The sequence below is a fragment of the Clostridioides sp. ZZV14-6387 genome, assembly GCF_020657835.1.
Taxonomy (GTDB): Bacteria; Bacillota; Clostridia; order Peptostreptococcales; family Peptostreptococcaceae; genus Clostridioides; species Clostridioides difficile_A.
Genome location: NZ_JAGWCW010000011.1, coordinates 70919 through 84767, shown reverse-complemented (window position 1 = coordinate 84767; position 13849 = coordinate 70919). Strand labels below are relative to the sequence as shown.

The 13849-nt window shown below is 29.4% G+C and carries 15 protein-coding genes; 13 read left to right on the top strand and 2 right to left on the bottom strand.

Annotated elements, in window-relative coordinates:
* The first annotated feature begins 77 nt into the window (after positions 1–77).
* From KGF38_RS09025 to rlmD, 3 genes are read left to right on the top strand one after another with little or no spacing between them, the layout of a single operon-like run.
* Complete coding sequence (locus tag KGF38_RS09025) at positions 78–407, top strand: DUF1904 domain-containing protein (protein ID WP_003427754.1); 330 nt, start codon at positions 78–80, stop codon at positions 405–407.
* Positions 407–1129 (top strand): pseudouridine synthase, encoded by a 723-nt coding sequence (locus tag KGF38_RS09020; protein ID WP_054268941.1) that lies wholly within the window; start codon positions 407–409, stop codon positions 1127–1129. Before KGF38_RS09025 ends, KGF38_RS09020 begins: the two co-directional genes overlap by 1 nt.
* A 23-nt stretch (positions 1130–1152) precedes the next feature.
* Positions 1153–2508 (top strand): 23S rRNA (uracil(1939)-C(5))-methyltransferase RlmD, encoded by a 1356-nt coding sequence (gene rlmD, locus KGF38_RS09015; RefSeq protein WP_054268942.1) that lies wholly within the window; start codon positions 1153–1155, stop codon positions 2506–2508.
* Between the two features lie 686 nt (positions 2509–3194).
* On the opposite strand, the gene KGF38_RS09010 is transcribed toward rlmD, so the two are convergent.
* Positions 3195–3938 (bottom strand): phosphatase, encoded by a 744-nt coding sequence (locus KGF38_RS09010; RefSeq protein ID WP_054268943.1) that lies wholly within the window; start codon positions 3936–3938, stop codon positions 3195–3197.
* A gap of 165 nt (positions 3939–4103) precedes the next feature.
* Here KGF38_RS09010 and KGF38_RS09005 point away from each other — a divergent pair, with 165 nt between their 5' ends.
* From KGF38_RS09005 to KGF38_RS08960, 10 genes are all read left to right on the top strand, one after another.
* The gene (locus KGF38_RS09005) at positions 4104–6671 is read left to right on the top strand and encodes a sigma-54-dependent transcriptional regulator (RefSeq protein ID WP_074179973.1); all 2568 of its coding nucleotides are present in this window, start codon (positions 4104–4106) and stop codon (positions 6669–6671) included.
* 181 nt (positions 6672–6852) lie between these two features.
* Positions 6853–7305: a PTS sugar transporter subunit IIA gene (locus tag KGF38_RS09000; RefSeq protein ID WP_227832309.1), complete on the top strand. Its 453-nt coding sequence runs from the start codon at positions 6853–6855 to the stop codon at positions 7303–7305.
* 23 nt (positions 7306–7328) lie between these two features.
* A complete protein-coding gene (locus tag KGF38_RS08995) occupies positions 7329–7826 on the top strand; it encodes a PTS sugar transporter subunit IIB (protein WP_054268946.1) in 498 nt (165 codons plus the stop codon).
* A gap of 2 nt (positions 7827–7828) precedes the next feature.
* Complete coding sequence (locus KGF38_RS08990; protein WP_074179975.1) at positions 7829–8230, top strand: PTS mannose transporter subunit IIC; 402 nt, start codon at positions 7829–7831, stop codon at positions 8228–8230.
* 17 nt (positions 8231–8247) lie between these two features.
* Positions 8248–8736, top strand: a complete 489-nt coding sequence (locus KGF38_RS08985) for a PTS system mannose/fructose/N-acetylgalactosamine-transporter subunit IIB (RefSeq protein WP_074179976.1) — start codon at positions 8248–8250, stop codon at positions 8734–8736.
* Positions 8737–8762: 26 nt separating this feature from the next.
* Positions 8763–9518 (top strand): PTS mannose/fructose/sorbose/N-acetylgalactosamine transporter subunit IIC, encoded by a 756-nt coding sequence (locus KGF38_RS08980; protein ID WP_021383017.1) that lies wholly within the window; start codon positions 8763–8765, stop codon positions 9516–9518.
* Positions 9518–10366, top strand: a complete 849-nt coding sequence (locus KGF38_RS08975; RefSeq protein WP_054268950.1) for a PTS system mannose/fructose/sorbose family transporter subunit IID — start codon at positions 9518–9520, stop codon at positions 10364–10366. Before KGF38_RS08980 ends, KGF38_RS08975 begins: the two co-directional genes overlap by 1 nt.
* Positions 10367–10412: 46 nt before the next feature.
* On the top strand, positions 10413–10892 hold the full coding sequence (locus KGF38_RS08970; RefSeq protein ID WP_054268951.1) for an L-2-amino-thiazoline-4-carboxylic acid hydrolase: 480 nt from the start codon (positions 10413–10415) through the stop codon (positions 10890–10892).
* Positions 10893–10954: 62 nt separating this feature from the next.
* The gene (locus KGF38_RS08965) at positions 10955–12262 is read left to right on the top strand and encodes a M20 family metallopeptidase (protein ID WP_074179977.1); all 1308 of its coding nucleotides are present in this window, start codon (positions 10955–10957) and stop codon (positions 12260–12262) included.
* A 16-nt stretch (positions 12263–12278) separates the two neighbouring features.
* Positions 12279–12602, top strand: a complete 324-nt coding sequence (locus KGF38_RS08960) for a hypothetical protein (RefSeq protein ID WP_074179978.1) — start codon at positions 12279–12281, stop codon at positions 12600–12602.
* A 199-nt stretch (positions 12603–12801) separates the two neighbouring features.
* Here KGF38_RS08960 and KGF38_RS08955 read toward each other — a convergent pair whose 3' ends face one another.
* Positions 12802–13632: an MBL fold metallo-hydrolase gene (locus tag KGF38_RS08955; protein WP_413926750.1), complete on the bottom strand. Its 831-nt coding sequence runs from the start codon at positions 13630–13632 to the stop codon at positions 12802–12804.
* Between the last annotated feature and the right edge of the window lie 217 nt (positions 13633–13849).

The following is a 13849-nucleotide window of genomic DNA, read 5'->3' as shown; positions in this document are numbered from 1 at the left end:
TATAAGATAATAGGATTAGATAAAATAATAAAAAATATGAACGTTTTAAGAAGAATTAAGATAAAGGAGGCCTAACAATGCCACAGATAAAAATTAGAGGAATTAATGAAAATGATATATGCAAAATAAGTGAAAAGATGATAGATGATTTAGTTGAAGCTGTAAAATGCCCAAGAGATTATTTTGAAATAGAATGTATAAAGTCAGTTGCAATAAGAGATGGTAAAATAGCAGATGTATATCCTTTTGTTGAAGTAGCTTGGTTTGATAGAGGGCAAGAAGTACAAGATATAGTAGCAAGAATAATAACTGATAGTATAAGAAATAATTTAGATGTAGAAAGTATGGATTTAGCATTTACAGTATTTGAAAAAGAAAAATATTATGAGAATGGAGAACATTTTTAATGGCTAAAAAGCAACGTATAGATAAAATTCTTTCAAATTTAGGTTATGGAAGTAGAAGTGAAATAAAGAAGTATTGTAAGCAGGGGTCTGTAGTAGTAAATGGAAGTGAAGTTTCAAATCCAGGAACTCAAGTAGACACTGAAAATGATGAGATATTGTTTAATGGAGAAGAAGTTATATATAGAGAATATATATATTTAATGATGAATAAACCAGATGGATATATATCAGCAACTACTGATAAATATGACCCAACGGTTTTAGATTTAATTGATTTATCATACTTAGCCTTTGAGCCATTCCCTGTTGGTAGGCTAGATAAAGACACAGAGGGATTATTAGTTTTAACTAATGATGGGAAGCTTTCTCATAGAGTTTTATCTCCTAAGAAGCATGTGCCTAAGACTTATTATGCAAAAATTGATGGAGTAGTTGCTGAAGAAGATGTAGAAGCTTTTTTAGAAGGTGTAGTGCTTGATGATGGATATAAAACTATGCCATCTCAGTTAAATATATTAAAGAGTGATGATGAATCAGAGATAGAACTTACAATACATGAAGGTAAGTTTCACCAAGTAAAAAGAATGTTTGAAAGTGTAGGCAAAAAAGTAGTATACTTAAAAAGATTGTCTATGGGTAATTTGAAATTGGATGAGAGCCTAGAATTAGGTGAGTATAGAGAGTTAACAGATGAAGAAGTAAAGATGATTGAAGAAAGATAATATAATAAATTGGAGGAAGGTTTGTGAAGAAAAAGGATATTGTAGAATTTGAAATAGATAAAATGGAATTTGGTGGTACATCGTTAGGTCAAATTGGAGACAGAGTTATTCACATGAAGGGTGGAATAAGTGGTCAAAAGGTAAGAGCTGGTGTTAAAAAAGTTAGAAGTAAGAAAGCCGAAGTTAAGATGATAGAATTATTAGAGTACTCACCACTTGAAACTGAAGAAGCTTGCAAGCACTTTAGAGAGTGTGGAGGATGTACATTACTATCAGTACCATATGAAAAGCAATTGGAAATAAAAGAAAAACAAGTTATGGATTTATTCTTAAAGCAAGACTTATTTGGATTTCAATTTTTAGGGATAGAAGGAAGTCCAGAAAACAAATATTATAGAAATAAGATGGAGTATACTTTTGGAGATGAAGTAAAAAATGGACCTTTGACATTAGGGCTTCATAAAAAAGGAAAGCATATAGATATACAAACTGTTGAGGAGTGTATGTTAGTTGATGAAGACTTCTCAAAAATATTAGTTTCTAGTGTAGAGTTTTTTAATGAAAAAGAGCTTCCTTATTATAGAACAATGAATCATAAAGGATATCTGAGACATCTTGTAGTTAGAAAAGGGATTCATACTAATGAGATTATGGTTAATATAGTAACTTCTTCTCAAGAAGATTTTGACATGAACGAATTTAAAGAGATGCTTTTAGGAATTGATTTCAAAGCTGAGTTAGTAGGGATACTTCATACTATTAATGATGGTTTAGCAGATGCAGTCCAATGTGATGAGTTAAGAGTGTTGTATGGAAGAGATTATATACAAGAAGAAATTTTGGGTCTTAAGTTTAAGATTTCGCCATTTTCATTTTTCCAAACTAATACTAAGGGAGCAGAGGTTCTTTATAGTATTGCTAGGGATTTTATTGGAGATTACAATGATAAGGTTGTGTTTGACTTGTATAGTGGGACTGGGTCTATTGGACAGGTTATGGCTGGTGCAGCTAAGAAGGTGTATGGTATTGAGATAGTCGAGGAAGCTGTTGTTGCTGCTAATGAGAATGCGAAGTTGAATGGGCTTACTAATTGTGAGTTTATTGCTGGAGATGTGGCTAAGGTTGTTAAGGATTTGAAGGACAAACCTGATTTGATTATTGTTGACCCTCCAAGGCCAGGTATTCATAAGGATGCTATTAGGGATATTTGTGGATTTGGTGCTAAGGAGATTGTTTATATTTCTTGTAATCCTAAGTCTTTGGTTGTTGATTTGGTTGATTTTAAGGGTTATGGTTATGAGATTAAGATGGTTAAGTGTATGGATATGTTCCCGAATACACCTCATTGCGAGACTGTAGTTAAACTTATTAGAGAATAACAGGGTTATAGCTGTTTGAATGATGTTATAGAGGTGGTTCTGCCACCGATTTGCCACCATAATTATTTTTCAGTGGGAAATTTATTCTATAATGCTTTTAAAAATATTTCCAGACTCCAAATTAATTTAGAGTAAAGTCTATACAATAGATTTGTAATAGTAAATAATTACTTGTGATATAGATGAAAAAATTTAATTTACACTATAAATATTCAATTAAGGTACTATACTAAAACATTGATAGTATAGTACCTTTTTGTAAGCACATAAAAAGTAGACAAATACATAAATTATAGTCTATTTGTAGTTAATATGAGATTGGCATTTTCAATAGGATAATATTCCAAGGTATTTTTTCTTAAGTGGAGAAGTACCTATTTTACTATTTACATTTTATATCTTCTAAATTACTTATATATCTATCATTTTATTTATACTATTTTATTCTTATTTTTATAGAAACTAAAATTTTATTTGGTAAATAATTATATTTCTATTGGATGTTGTAATAACAATATCACTCTTCTTTAGAATTATTATACCTAATGAACTTAGGATGTATAAAATCATAAATGTGTAAGATACAAGGAGTTTATCAAATATCATCTTCATTATAATTTCATCATTTCATTAATATAAATAGTATTAAGATTTTTATAAGAGTTAAAGCAAGCATGTATTATTACTTAAATATTTGTATAATCAACATCTAGCAATTTACCTTTTTGGTGAAAATGATTAACAAGTTTTTTAGGATAATTCATTATTAATTCATCTGGAAAATTAATTTCTTTTAAGATATTCTCAGAATACTCATAGTTACCTATATCAAAACAAATGTGAGCATCTGAAGTTAGTATGATTTTAGTACCATATTTTTTGCAAAGTGTAGCAATATACTTACAATTATCCAAGCTACCACTTCTTGACACGCCTTTGATAGAACAATTATTTATTTCTATTAATATATTCTTTTCCATGGCTAATTTAATGATTAATTCATAGTCGATTGGGTAGTTTGGGTTTCCAAGGTGACCTAATATTTCAATATTATCATGCTTATCTATTACATTTATTAAGGCTTTAGTATTATTCTCCAATGTATTTGGTGAAAAAACGGCTTCATGAAATGACAAGATAATATAATCTAATCGAGGAATGACAAAGGGTTCTAGGTCTATGCTTCCTTCAGTGTCTAGTATATTTGCTTCACATCCTCTTAGGATTATAATGTCATTTATGATTCTTGGAATATTTTGAATGTTGTGAAAGTACCATTTGTGGGGAGAACCAGGCATCTTAGGACCATGTTCAGATGTACCTAGTATCTTAATTCCATTTTCTTTACAATAATTAATATTTTCTAACAAAGTGCTATAGCCATGACCACTGACTATAGAGTGGGTGTGTAAATCTGATAAAAAATTCATATAAATTCCTCCTCTATAAAAGATGAGGGTAACGTAATTTATATTATAAAACGAACCAGAAATAAAATCAATAGTTACACAATTAGACAAAAATATTAAAATATTGTAGAATTAAGCTTAATAATAAATATTTAACAGTATTACTGCTTATGGGGGAGGTCAACTATGATACAAAAGAAGCTATCAAGGAAAGAAAAAGTTTTAATTTGCTTGAAAAGGCTAACAGAGGAACACTTGAACCTTAATAATGGCATTAGATTTGGATTTGATGCAGAATATATTGCTACTGAAGTAGGTATAAATAGAAGTAATGCTAGTAAGGAATTAAATCAATTAATAAAGGAAAGTATTATTATAAAGATAAAAGGAAAACCTGTTCAGTACTTATATAAAGAAAGTATTGAGAGTATTTTAGGAAAGAAACTAAATAAAGGGATATTTGATAATATTAACTCTATAAACGAATATAGTGAGAATGATTCTATCAAAGATGAGTATATTGTAGATAGCATAAAAAAAGAGGACAATATTTTTAATTTAATAGGGTATGATGGAAGTTTAAAGTCCCAGATAGAGCAAGCTAAAGCAGCAGTAATATATCCACCTAAGGGTTTGAGTACATTAATAATAGGACCTACAGGAGTTGGTAAATCTATATTTGCAGAATATATGTATAAGTATAGCTTAACTATAAAAGAAAATAGTGATAATGCACCATTTATCATATTTAACTGTGCTGATTATTCTGATAATCAGCAATTATTATTAGCGCAACTTTTTGGATATGTAAAAGGGGCATTTACTGGGGCTGATAAAGATAAGTATGGTATTGTACATGAGGCTAATAATGGGATATTGTTTTTAGATGAAGTTCATAGGTTATCTGCAGAGGGACAAGAAATGCTATTTCTGCTTATGGATAAAGGTATATATAGAAGGTTAGGAGAGACTAATAAGGTACATGAGTGTAGGGTTATGATAATTGCGGCTACTACAGAAGATCCACAAACAGCAATGTTGGAAACGTTTTTAAGAAGAATACCTGTAACTATAAAGATTCCGTCTTTAGAGGAAAGAGGTTTTCAGGAGAGAATGAGGCTTATATGTTATTTTTTTAAAGAAGAAAGTATTAGGATTGGTGTTAAGTTAAAGGTTTCAAAAGAAGTTATTAAGGCATTTATTTTATATAAGTGTAAGGGAAATATAGGACAATTAAAAAGCGACATACAATTAATTTGTGCAAGAGCTTTCTTAGACTATATGACCTATAAAATGGAATGTGTATATGTAAGACTTTCTCTTCTACCAAACAATATTAGAGAGTCGTTGTATGGAAATAACAGAAAAGAGGAGTTTGTACAGAATTTCAGTTTTATTGGGAAAGATGATATTATTTTTTTACCAGAAGAAAAGAATTTTGAAAGTGAAAATTTATTAATAGAAAATAAAAAATATGATTTAGATTTCTATGGAATGATAAAAGAAACTTGGGATAAACTTCAACAAGAAGGTATTAAAGAGTCACAAATTAGAAGCTTTATAGATGAAGATATACAGAAGTATTCCTATAATTTAATGAATACTTTTATATATAATAGTAGTAATCAAACAGCTTATAACAATATTGTTAATGATTCAATTGCAACTACTGTGAAGTATATTTTACAAAAGCATGATAAATGGAGTAGAAAAGAAGGATTAGATAAATTAATAAAAGCTATAGCTTTACACATTCAGAATTTAATTGAAAGAATAAAGATTGGGAACATAGTAAAACATCCTAATAAAGATGAAATTATGAAGGAAAGAGCATATGAATATGACATAGCAAAAGAAATATTATCTAACATGTCATTAATGTATGGGGTTGAGTTTCCAGAAGATGAAGCAATTTTTTTAGCAACGTTTCTTTATTTATCTTATGTGGGATTAAATGAGGAAAGTATAGCAATATTAGTTATAATGCATGGTGAATCTACAGCATCTAGCATGGTAAATGTAGCTAATACTTTACTGGATTGTAACCATGCAGTGGCAATCAATATGGGGCTAGAAGATAGAGTTCAGGATATTTTAGTCCAAGCTGTAGAAATAGCCAATGAAATTGATAAAGGAAAGGGAGTTTTAATTTTAACTGATATGGGATCTATTTTAACATTTGCTAAAGTTATTCATGATGCTACTGGAAAAGAAGTAAAAGCAATAGATATGGTAAGTACACCTATTGTAATAGAAGCAACTAGAAAGGCTCTAACTCCTGAAATGACATTAGAGAAATTATATTTTAATATTATAGAATCTATAAAGAAACATTATGGAGATATGGAAATTACATATGCTGAAAAAGATAATGGTGGTAGATATTTTGATAGATTACTAATTGACAATATTAGTAAGACTTTGACCTTTTTAAATGGGGAAAAAGCTTATTTTATATTAAAAGAAGTAATTAATAGGATTAGTGAACATTATTCTTTAGTAATTCAAGATGAGCTTTTAGTAAAGTTTATATTTCATTGCTCATGTATGATTGAAAGAATAATAATAAAAGAGTCTTTAGTTTATAAATTATACGAAGAAAGAATTAGTAGAAGTAAAGAATTATATTTAGTTATAAAAGAAAATTTTAAGCTTGTAGAAGAGACATTCGATATAATTATTTCAGATATGGAATATGCAAATATATTAGATATATTTGAATCACAATATGATACAGATAAATTTAAAAGTTGATACAAAATTTAAAAATAGCCAAAAGGCTATCTTTTTTTTACTTTTTTTAATACAGATTTGATACAGGTCTGAAAAACATTTTGATACATATTGAAAGAATAAGTTTTTTTAATAAATTAAGCAAAAAGGGTTGGTTAAATCTTGCAGAATAGCCACTTGTTATTGATACACATACGTTGGCATGGCAATTGCTTATATAAAAAGTGACAAAAAAAGTGAGGTGAGATTGGTGATAGGTATAATAGTTATGACTCATGGGAGTTTTAGTGAAGAAATTATAAAAAGCTGTGAACTTATTGCAGGACCAGCAGAAAGAACAGCAGCAATTAAACTAAATAGGAATGATAATATTGAAGACTTAAATAGAAATTTTGTAGAAAAGTTAAATGAATTAGATGAAGGTGACGGAGTTTTAGTATTAGCTGACCTATTAGGAGGTTCGCCAAGTAATATCGCAAGTTTAAACCTTAAAAAAGGTGGAGACTTTCATGCACTTACTGGAGTAAACCTTCCAATGCTACTTGAAGCTTTAATTAATAGAGAAGGAAAAAATCTAGAGGAGTTAGCAGATGCATGTATTGAAGCTGGAAAAACTGGTATAAACAATATTAATAAAGTTCTTAGCTCAATGTAATATAAAAAGGAGTTCGATTAAAAATGTCTTTAGTGGAATATTGCAGATGTGATGATAGATTAATACATGGTCAAGTGATATATAAATGGGTTAGGCATCTAGGTGTTAAAAAAATAGTAGTAGTAGATGATGAAACAACCAATGATGTTATTTCTAAAGGTTTAATAAAAATGGCAGCACCAAAAAATATTGATTTATCAATATTAACTGTAAGTGAATCAAGGAGGTATTTTTATAATAACCAAGCTGATGATAACGTTTTTGTATTAATTAAAAACTTAGATACTGCAAATAGAATGATAGAGGAAGGAATCGATATTAAAAAACTTATTATTGGAAGAATACCTACAGGGATAGGAAAAAAGAAAATATCTCAAAATGTATACATTAATAAAAAAGAGTTTCTTTTAATATATGAATTTATTAAAAAAAATATTAATGTATCAATTCAAATGGTACCTGATGATGATGAAGTAGAATTAAATCACAGTATTAATCGCTATAAAGGAGAGTTTGTTTAGTAATGAATAAATATAAGGCAATCATACTCTGCCATGGAACTTGGGGAGAGGTATTAGTAGAAGAAGCGAATGAAAATTTTGGATTGTCAAATCAATACGAAGTTTTATCACTAAGCTCTGAAAAAGATGTTTCTGTATTCATGAAAGAGGTTGAAGAAGTAGTAGATAAAGAAGATGTGAAAATTATAATATCAGATCTTTATGGGGGTTCTACATCAAGTGTTGCAATAGCTATTGCTATAAGAAGAGGTATAGATGCAATAAATGGACTTAGCTTACAGACAATTTTAATCGTAGATGAAGAATTAAGCAAAGACGATAAAGTACATACATTACCAGAAAGAATTGTGAAAAAGAATAACAACCTTTGTGTAGATTTGATTAAAGAATTTAAAAAAATATAAATTATGAGGTGGATATAATGTCAAAAATAACATTAGTAAGAGTAGATCACAGATTAATTCATGGACAAGTTATAACAAAATGGGTGAAAATCGCTCAAGCTCAAAAAATAATAATAGTTGATGACTTCTTAGGTCAAGATGAATTTATGGCTGATATATATAGAATGGCAGCACCATCAGGAGTAGAAGTATCTATTTTAACAGCAGAAGATGCAGGACAAGCATTCCAAAACAATACTTTAGGAGATAAAAATATATTTATTCTATTTAAGAACGTTGATATGGCAAGTAAAGCGTATAAGGCCGGACTTAAATATGAAAAGATTCAATTAGGAGGCATTCCAAATGAAGCAGGAAAGAAGATGGTATTTACAGCTGTTTCATTAGGAAATGAAGATGTAGAACAACTAAATGAACTTAATGAAGAGGGGATTGAAATAGTTCTACAAGTTATACCAGAGGAATCATCTATGACATATGAAAATGCATTAAAGAAATTTAAATAAAAATTATAAATAAGGAGGAATTATAAATGGAATCTGTTTTGATGTTGGCAATTGTAACAGGATTATGGTATTGGTTTGCAGCAGGTCTTGCAGGGTATACCCTTTTCTCAACACTAAAGTCACCTTTATTTATAGGTTTTAGCCTTGGATTACTTTGGGGTGATGTAACAACTGGTATGATTGTTGGTGCAAGTATAGAAATGGTTTATCTAGGAATGGTTGCAGCAGGAGGAAATATTCCATCTGATAAATGCTTAGCTGCTCTTATTGCAATACCAGTAGCACTTCAAACTGGTGTTAATGCAGAAGTTGCAGTATCTATTGCAGTACCTTTAGGTGTTATAGGAGTATTAGTTAATAACTTAAGAAGAACTGGTAATGCTGTATTAGTTCATAAGGCAGATAAGTATGCTGAAGTAGGTAATACAAAAGGTATATGGAGATGCGCAACACTTTACTCTTTAATATTTGGATTTTTTTTAAGATTTCCAATAGTTTTTGTATGTAACTTTTTTGGAGCAGATTTAGTTCAATCATTATTAGATGTTATACCACAATGGTTAATGAATGGATTAACAGTAATGGGTGGTATATTACCTGCATTAGGTTTTGCAACAACAATATTTACTATAGGTAAAAATAAATTCTTACCAATGTTTATTATAGGATTTTTTATGGTCCAATATTTTAAAATATCAATTACTGCAGCTGCAATATTTGGTGTTTGTATAGCTCTTTTAGTTACATTTATGAAAGAAGATAAAAGGGTAGGTGAAGTATAATGCAAGATATTAAAAATGAACAAGGTACAACTGAAGTTAATAAGATAAGAGTACTTACGAAAAAAGATGTAACAAAAACATATCTAAGATGGTGGTGGACAGCAGAATTATCTAACTCTTTTGAAAGAATGCAAGCATTAGCAGTTTGTGCAAGTTTCACTCCAGCTTTAGAAAAGCTGTATAAGAAAAAAGAAGATTTAGTAGATGCATTAAAGAGACACTTACAATTTTTTAATACTCAAGCTATATGGGGAGGGTTAATTCACGGTACAGTTTTAGCTATGGAAGAAGAAAAAGCTACTGAAGGAAAAATCCCAGGAGAAGTTATTTCAGGTGTTAAGAATGGGCTTATGGGACCTTTGGCTGGAATTGGAGATACTTTAGATTTTGGTACATTTCAAACAATATTCTTAGCTTTAGGTGCTTCATTTGGTGCAGAAGGAAGTGTTATAGGTGCATTTTTCCCAATAATGTTTAGTATATTACTATTTTGCGAAGGTTATTACTTATTCCATTTAGGATATTCTTTAGGTAGAGATTCCATTAAGAAAATTCTATCAGGTGGTATTGTCAATAAGATAATTGATGGTGCTTCAATTCTAGGAATGTTTATGATGGGAGCATTATCTGCAACTACAGTTAAGCTTTCAACACCATTATCATTTAATATTGGTGGTAAAGCAATTGTTGTTCAAGATACATTAAATATGATTGCTCCAGGCTTATTACCACTTGGTGTTGTATTCTTTGTATATTGGGGAATGAAATACAAGAAGTGGACAATAACTAAGCTGTTAGTAATTTTAGTTGTAGTAGCATTAGTAGGATCATTCATTGGAATATTCTAATTTACAATGATTAAAATATAGAATTTAATTTTAGGAGGAGAAAGAAATGTCAGAAAAAATGTATACAGAAAAGGAATATTTAGAAGGAATTAGGGGAGCAACAGGAGAAAGAGCAGTATGGTTCTATCTTCTTATGAAAGAAGCTGAAAAATTAGGAGTTAATCCAGATGATATATGTAAAGAAGCAATATACGGATTTGGTAAAATGAGAGGTCAAAAATATAACGTAGCAGATACTCCAGGAAAAATGGCGGAAATGTTATATAATAGTAAAGGACAAAAAGTGTTTGAAATGGAATTAGTAGAAAATACAGATGAAAATGGAGTTTTAAAATTCCATCACTGTCCATTAGATGCTGCTTGGAAAGAATATGGATTAAATAAAGAAGAAAGAAAAGAAATTTGTAGATTAGCTTGCTATGGTGATTATGGAAGAGTTGATTGTGCACGAGGTGTTAGATTAGAGTTTGCTCAAAAATGTGCTCATGATGATGAAGTTTGCGAATTAGTATTTACAAGAAAATAGTTTTTAATGTAAAAGCCTGTCCTTATGGACAGGCTTTAAAAAAACAGAAAGTAGGTTGATTTATGGATATAAGCAGAAGTGTAGATAATAGCTTAAATAGAACAGTAGAATTCCTAAAAGAATTAATAAAAATTGATACACAACAAGGTGAACCTATTTCACAATGTCCTTTTGGTATAGGACCTAAAAAATCTTTAGAAAAAACTTTAGATTACTGCGCTAGTTTGGGTTTTAGCGTTAAAAATATTGATAATTATATTGGATATGCAGAAATTGGAGAAGGAGAAGAATTAATAGGAATTCCAATGCATTTAGATGTAGTTCCACCAGGAGATGGGTGGAGTGTAGATCCATTTTCGGGAACAGTAATTGACAATATTATTTATGGAAGAGGTGCCATAGATAATAAGGGCGCTATATCTATGCTTATACATGTATTGAAAAACATAGAGGATGTGTACCCTACAATTAATAAAAGAATAAGATTAATTTTTGGTACAAATGAGGAAACAGGTATGGAGTGTATCAAATATTATCTAGATAAAGGTGAAGAAATTCCAAGTATGGGCTTTACTCCAGATGCTATGTATCCAGTGGTTAATGGAGAAAAAGGAAGAGTTCATATAAGGATAGAAAAAGAGATTAAAATTGATATAAGTAAACCTTACATAATAGTGAGGGGAGGAACTAAAGAAAATGTTGTTCCATCTTATTGTACTGCAAAAATTATTAATGGAATTATTTCAGAGTTGACTACTAAAGGAGTAGCTACGCATGCAAGTAATCCTGAAAAGGGAGAAAATGCTATATCCAAAATGGTAATAAAGATAGTTGAAGATAATATGGATTTTCAGTATAGAGAAGATATAGAATTAATTTCAAAATACCTTTGTAGTGACTATTATGGAGATGCATTGGGAATTAATCAATATGATGAGGTATTCAAAAGCACTACTTTAAATTTAGGAATATTAAAAGCAAATGAGGAAAAAATCATATGTGAACTAGATATAAGGTATGGCAAAAATATAGATTTAAACAATATAATAGATAGATTCAAAAAGTTTTTTTGTAATGGTTGGAAAATAAAGATTATTACTCATAAGGACTTACATTATGTGGATGAGAATAATTTAGTACTTAAAAAGTTATTAGAAGCATATGAAGAAATAACAGATGAAAATGGATATACAATTGCTATGGGTGGTGGTACATATGCAAGTTGGTTTAAAGATATGGTGGCGTTTGGACCTAAGTTCTTAGCGTATAAAACTGGCGGTCATGGAGCAGATGAAAGAGTATCGATAGAGCATATACGAAAGAATATGGAGATATATACCTTGGCTTTAATAAAACTATTAGAATTGTAAAAGGATAAGAGATATTATGTGCAAATATATAGATATCTTAAAAATAGAGGTTGTTTCTGCAGAAGGGTGTACTGAACCAATAGCTATAGTATATGCAATTTTCCGTGCTTTAGGACAGATAAAAGGAGAGATAAAACAAATTCAACTTTATTTAAGTACGAACATAATTAAGGATGCATTAGAGGTAAGTATACCTGGAACTGGGAAAATAGGAATAGAAATAGCAGCAACACTTAGTAAAATTATTAAAAAATCAGAAAAAAAGATAGAGATATTATCTAATTTTACTAAAGATAAATTAGATAAGGCTAATGAAATAGTTGATAATAAAATTATGTAAAATTGTATCTTATTATTAATTTTGTAATATAATAAAAGCAAGAAGAACTACAATCTGTTTAGCAAATGTAATTTGTTTCCAAAATATTTGTAACTAGGAACAAGTTTATTAAAAGCTGTGACACTTTGAAATCACAGCTTTTGACTACAATGCTAAATTGAAATTTACCAACTATTCATTATGCTTATTACTTGATACTTTAAACTATAATCTCCATACCATCATAAGCAAAGAAAATATTATCAAGCTCCTTCTCTAATTCACTATAATAACCATAGGATTTCCCCCACATTTCATCAATATGTGTAACTATAACCTTTTTAATTCTGTAATAGTTTTTAATTTCTATAACTTCATCCAAAGTAAATATTTCATCTTTGAATGGTGCATCTTTAAGTTCTGTTCCATCATTTAATATGCCATCATCAGAAACTAAACTGATTATTAAAACATCTGCATCGAAGTACATATCATTATGAGTAAATGGTTTTGGATTACAACAAGCATATATGACTTTTTTATCATTCTCTCTGATAACATAGAACGTTATATTCCTACCTCGGTTGTTGTTAAACAAATCAATATCAAAATTATCTATCTTTATATGAGAAGTTTCATTAACAGAAATGCAGTGTAGAACATCCCCATAATATTTAAGACAATCAAGGTTCATTCGATTTATATCTTCAATCACTTCAGGCAACGCATAAAATTCAATAGGAGTATTTTTATCTGCAATAAAATCATAGCCAATTTTTTCAACGATTCTAATGCCTTTAACGTGGTCTGGGTCATGGTGAGAAATCGAAAGGTGCTTTACTTGTGATATTTTTTGCCTGTTGCAAGCCACTGCAATATCTTCAGGTGTGTCTATCAACATTTTTATATCATCAATATATAGGCTTGGGCCTAAGCGTTCATATCTTCCACCTTTTTTCCTAGCTTCTTCACATATTTTGCATTTACAAAATGAACTTGGAATAATTGACATACCACCACTACCAATAATTTTTAATTTCAAAGTTATCATACCTCCTTATTAAAATATTAGATTATATGAATAATCTACAATTAAAACTGCTTAACAAAATTTTTATTTAGTAGATTATATCATGTATAAATATGAAATAACAGAAATATATGAATAGGCTTAAGGATATATTAATACAATGTGCATAAAAAATATCATAAATATATGATAATATAAATACAGTAATACCATTTTATTAATTTTTTGGGTTTTTATA

Excerpts from the sequence above, each read along its gene's own strand:
- KGF38_RS09025 (WP_003427754.1), top strand. The coding sequence starts at position 78 with ATGCCACAGATAAAAATTAGAGGAATTAATGAAAATGATATATGCAAA.
- KGF38_RS09020 (WP_054268941.1), top strand. The coding sequence starts at position 407 with ATGGCTAAAAAGCAACGTATAGATAAAATTCTTTCAAATTTAGGTTAT.
- KGF38_RS09010 (WP_054268943.1), bottom strand. The coding sequence starts at position 3,938 with ATGAATTTTTTATCAGATTTACACACCCACTCTATAGTCAGTGGTCAT.
- KGF38_RS09005 (WP_074179973.1), top strand. The coding sequence starts at position 4,104 with ATGATACAAAAGAAGCTATCAAGGAAAGAAAAAGTTTTAATTTGCTTG.
- KGF38_RS09000 (WP_227832309.1), top strand. The coding sequence starts at position 6,853 with ATGGCAATTGCTTATATAAAAAGTGACAAAAAAAGTGAGGTGAGATTG.
- KGF38_RS08995 (WP_054268946.1), top strand. The coding sequence starts at position 7,329 with ATGTCTTTAGTGGAATATTGCAGATGTGATGATAGATTAATACATGGT.
- KGF38_RS08990 (WP_074179975.1), top strand. The coding sequence starts at position 7,829 with ATGAATAAATATAAGGCAATCATACTCTGCCATGGAACTTGGGGAGAG.
- KGF38_RS08985 (WP_074179976.1), top strand. The coding sequence starts at position 8,248 with ATGTCAAAAATAACATTAGTAAGAGTAGATCACAGATTAATTCATGGA.
- KGF38_RS08980 (WP_021383017.1), top strand. The coding sequence starts at position 8,763 with ATGGAATCTGTTTTGATGTTGGCAATTGTAACAGGATTATGGTATTGG.
- KGF38_RS08975 (WP_054268950.1), top strand. The coding sequence starts at position 9,518 with ATGCAAGATATTAAAAATGAACAAGGTACAACTGAAGTTAATAAGATA.
- KGF38_RS08970 (WP_054268951.1), top strand. The coding sequence starts at position 10,413 with ATGTCAGAAAAAATGTATACAGAAAAGGAATATTTAGAAGGAATTAGG.
- KGF38_RS08965 (WP_074179977.1), top strand. The coding sequence starts at position 10,955 with ATGGATATAAGCAGAAGTGTAGATAATAGCTTAAATAGAACAGTAGAA.
- KGF38_RS08960 (WP_074179978.1), top strand. The coding sequence starts at position 12,279 with ATGTGCAAATATATAGATATCTTAAAAATAGAGGTTGTTTCTGCAGAA.
- KGF38_RS08955 (WP_413926750.1), bottom strand. The coding sequence starts at position 13,632 with ATGATAACTTTGAAATTAAAAATTATTGGTAGTGGTGGTATGTCAATT.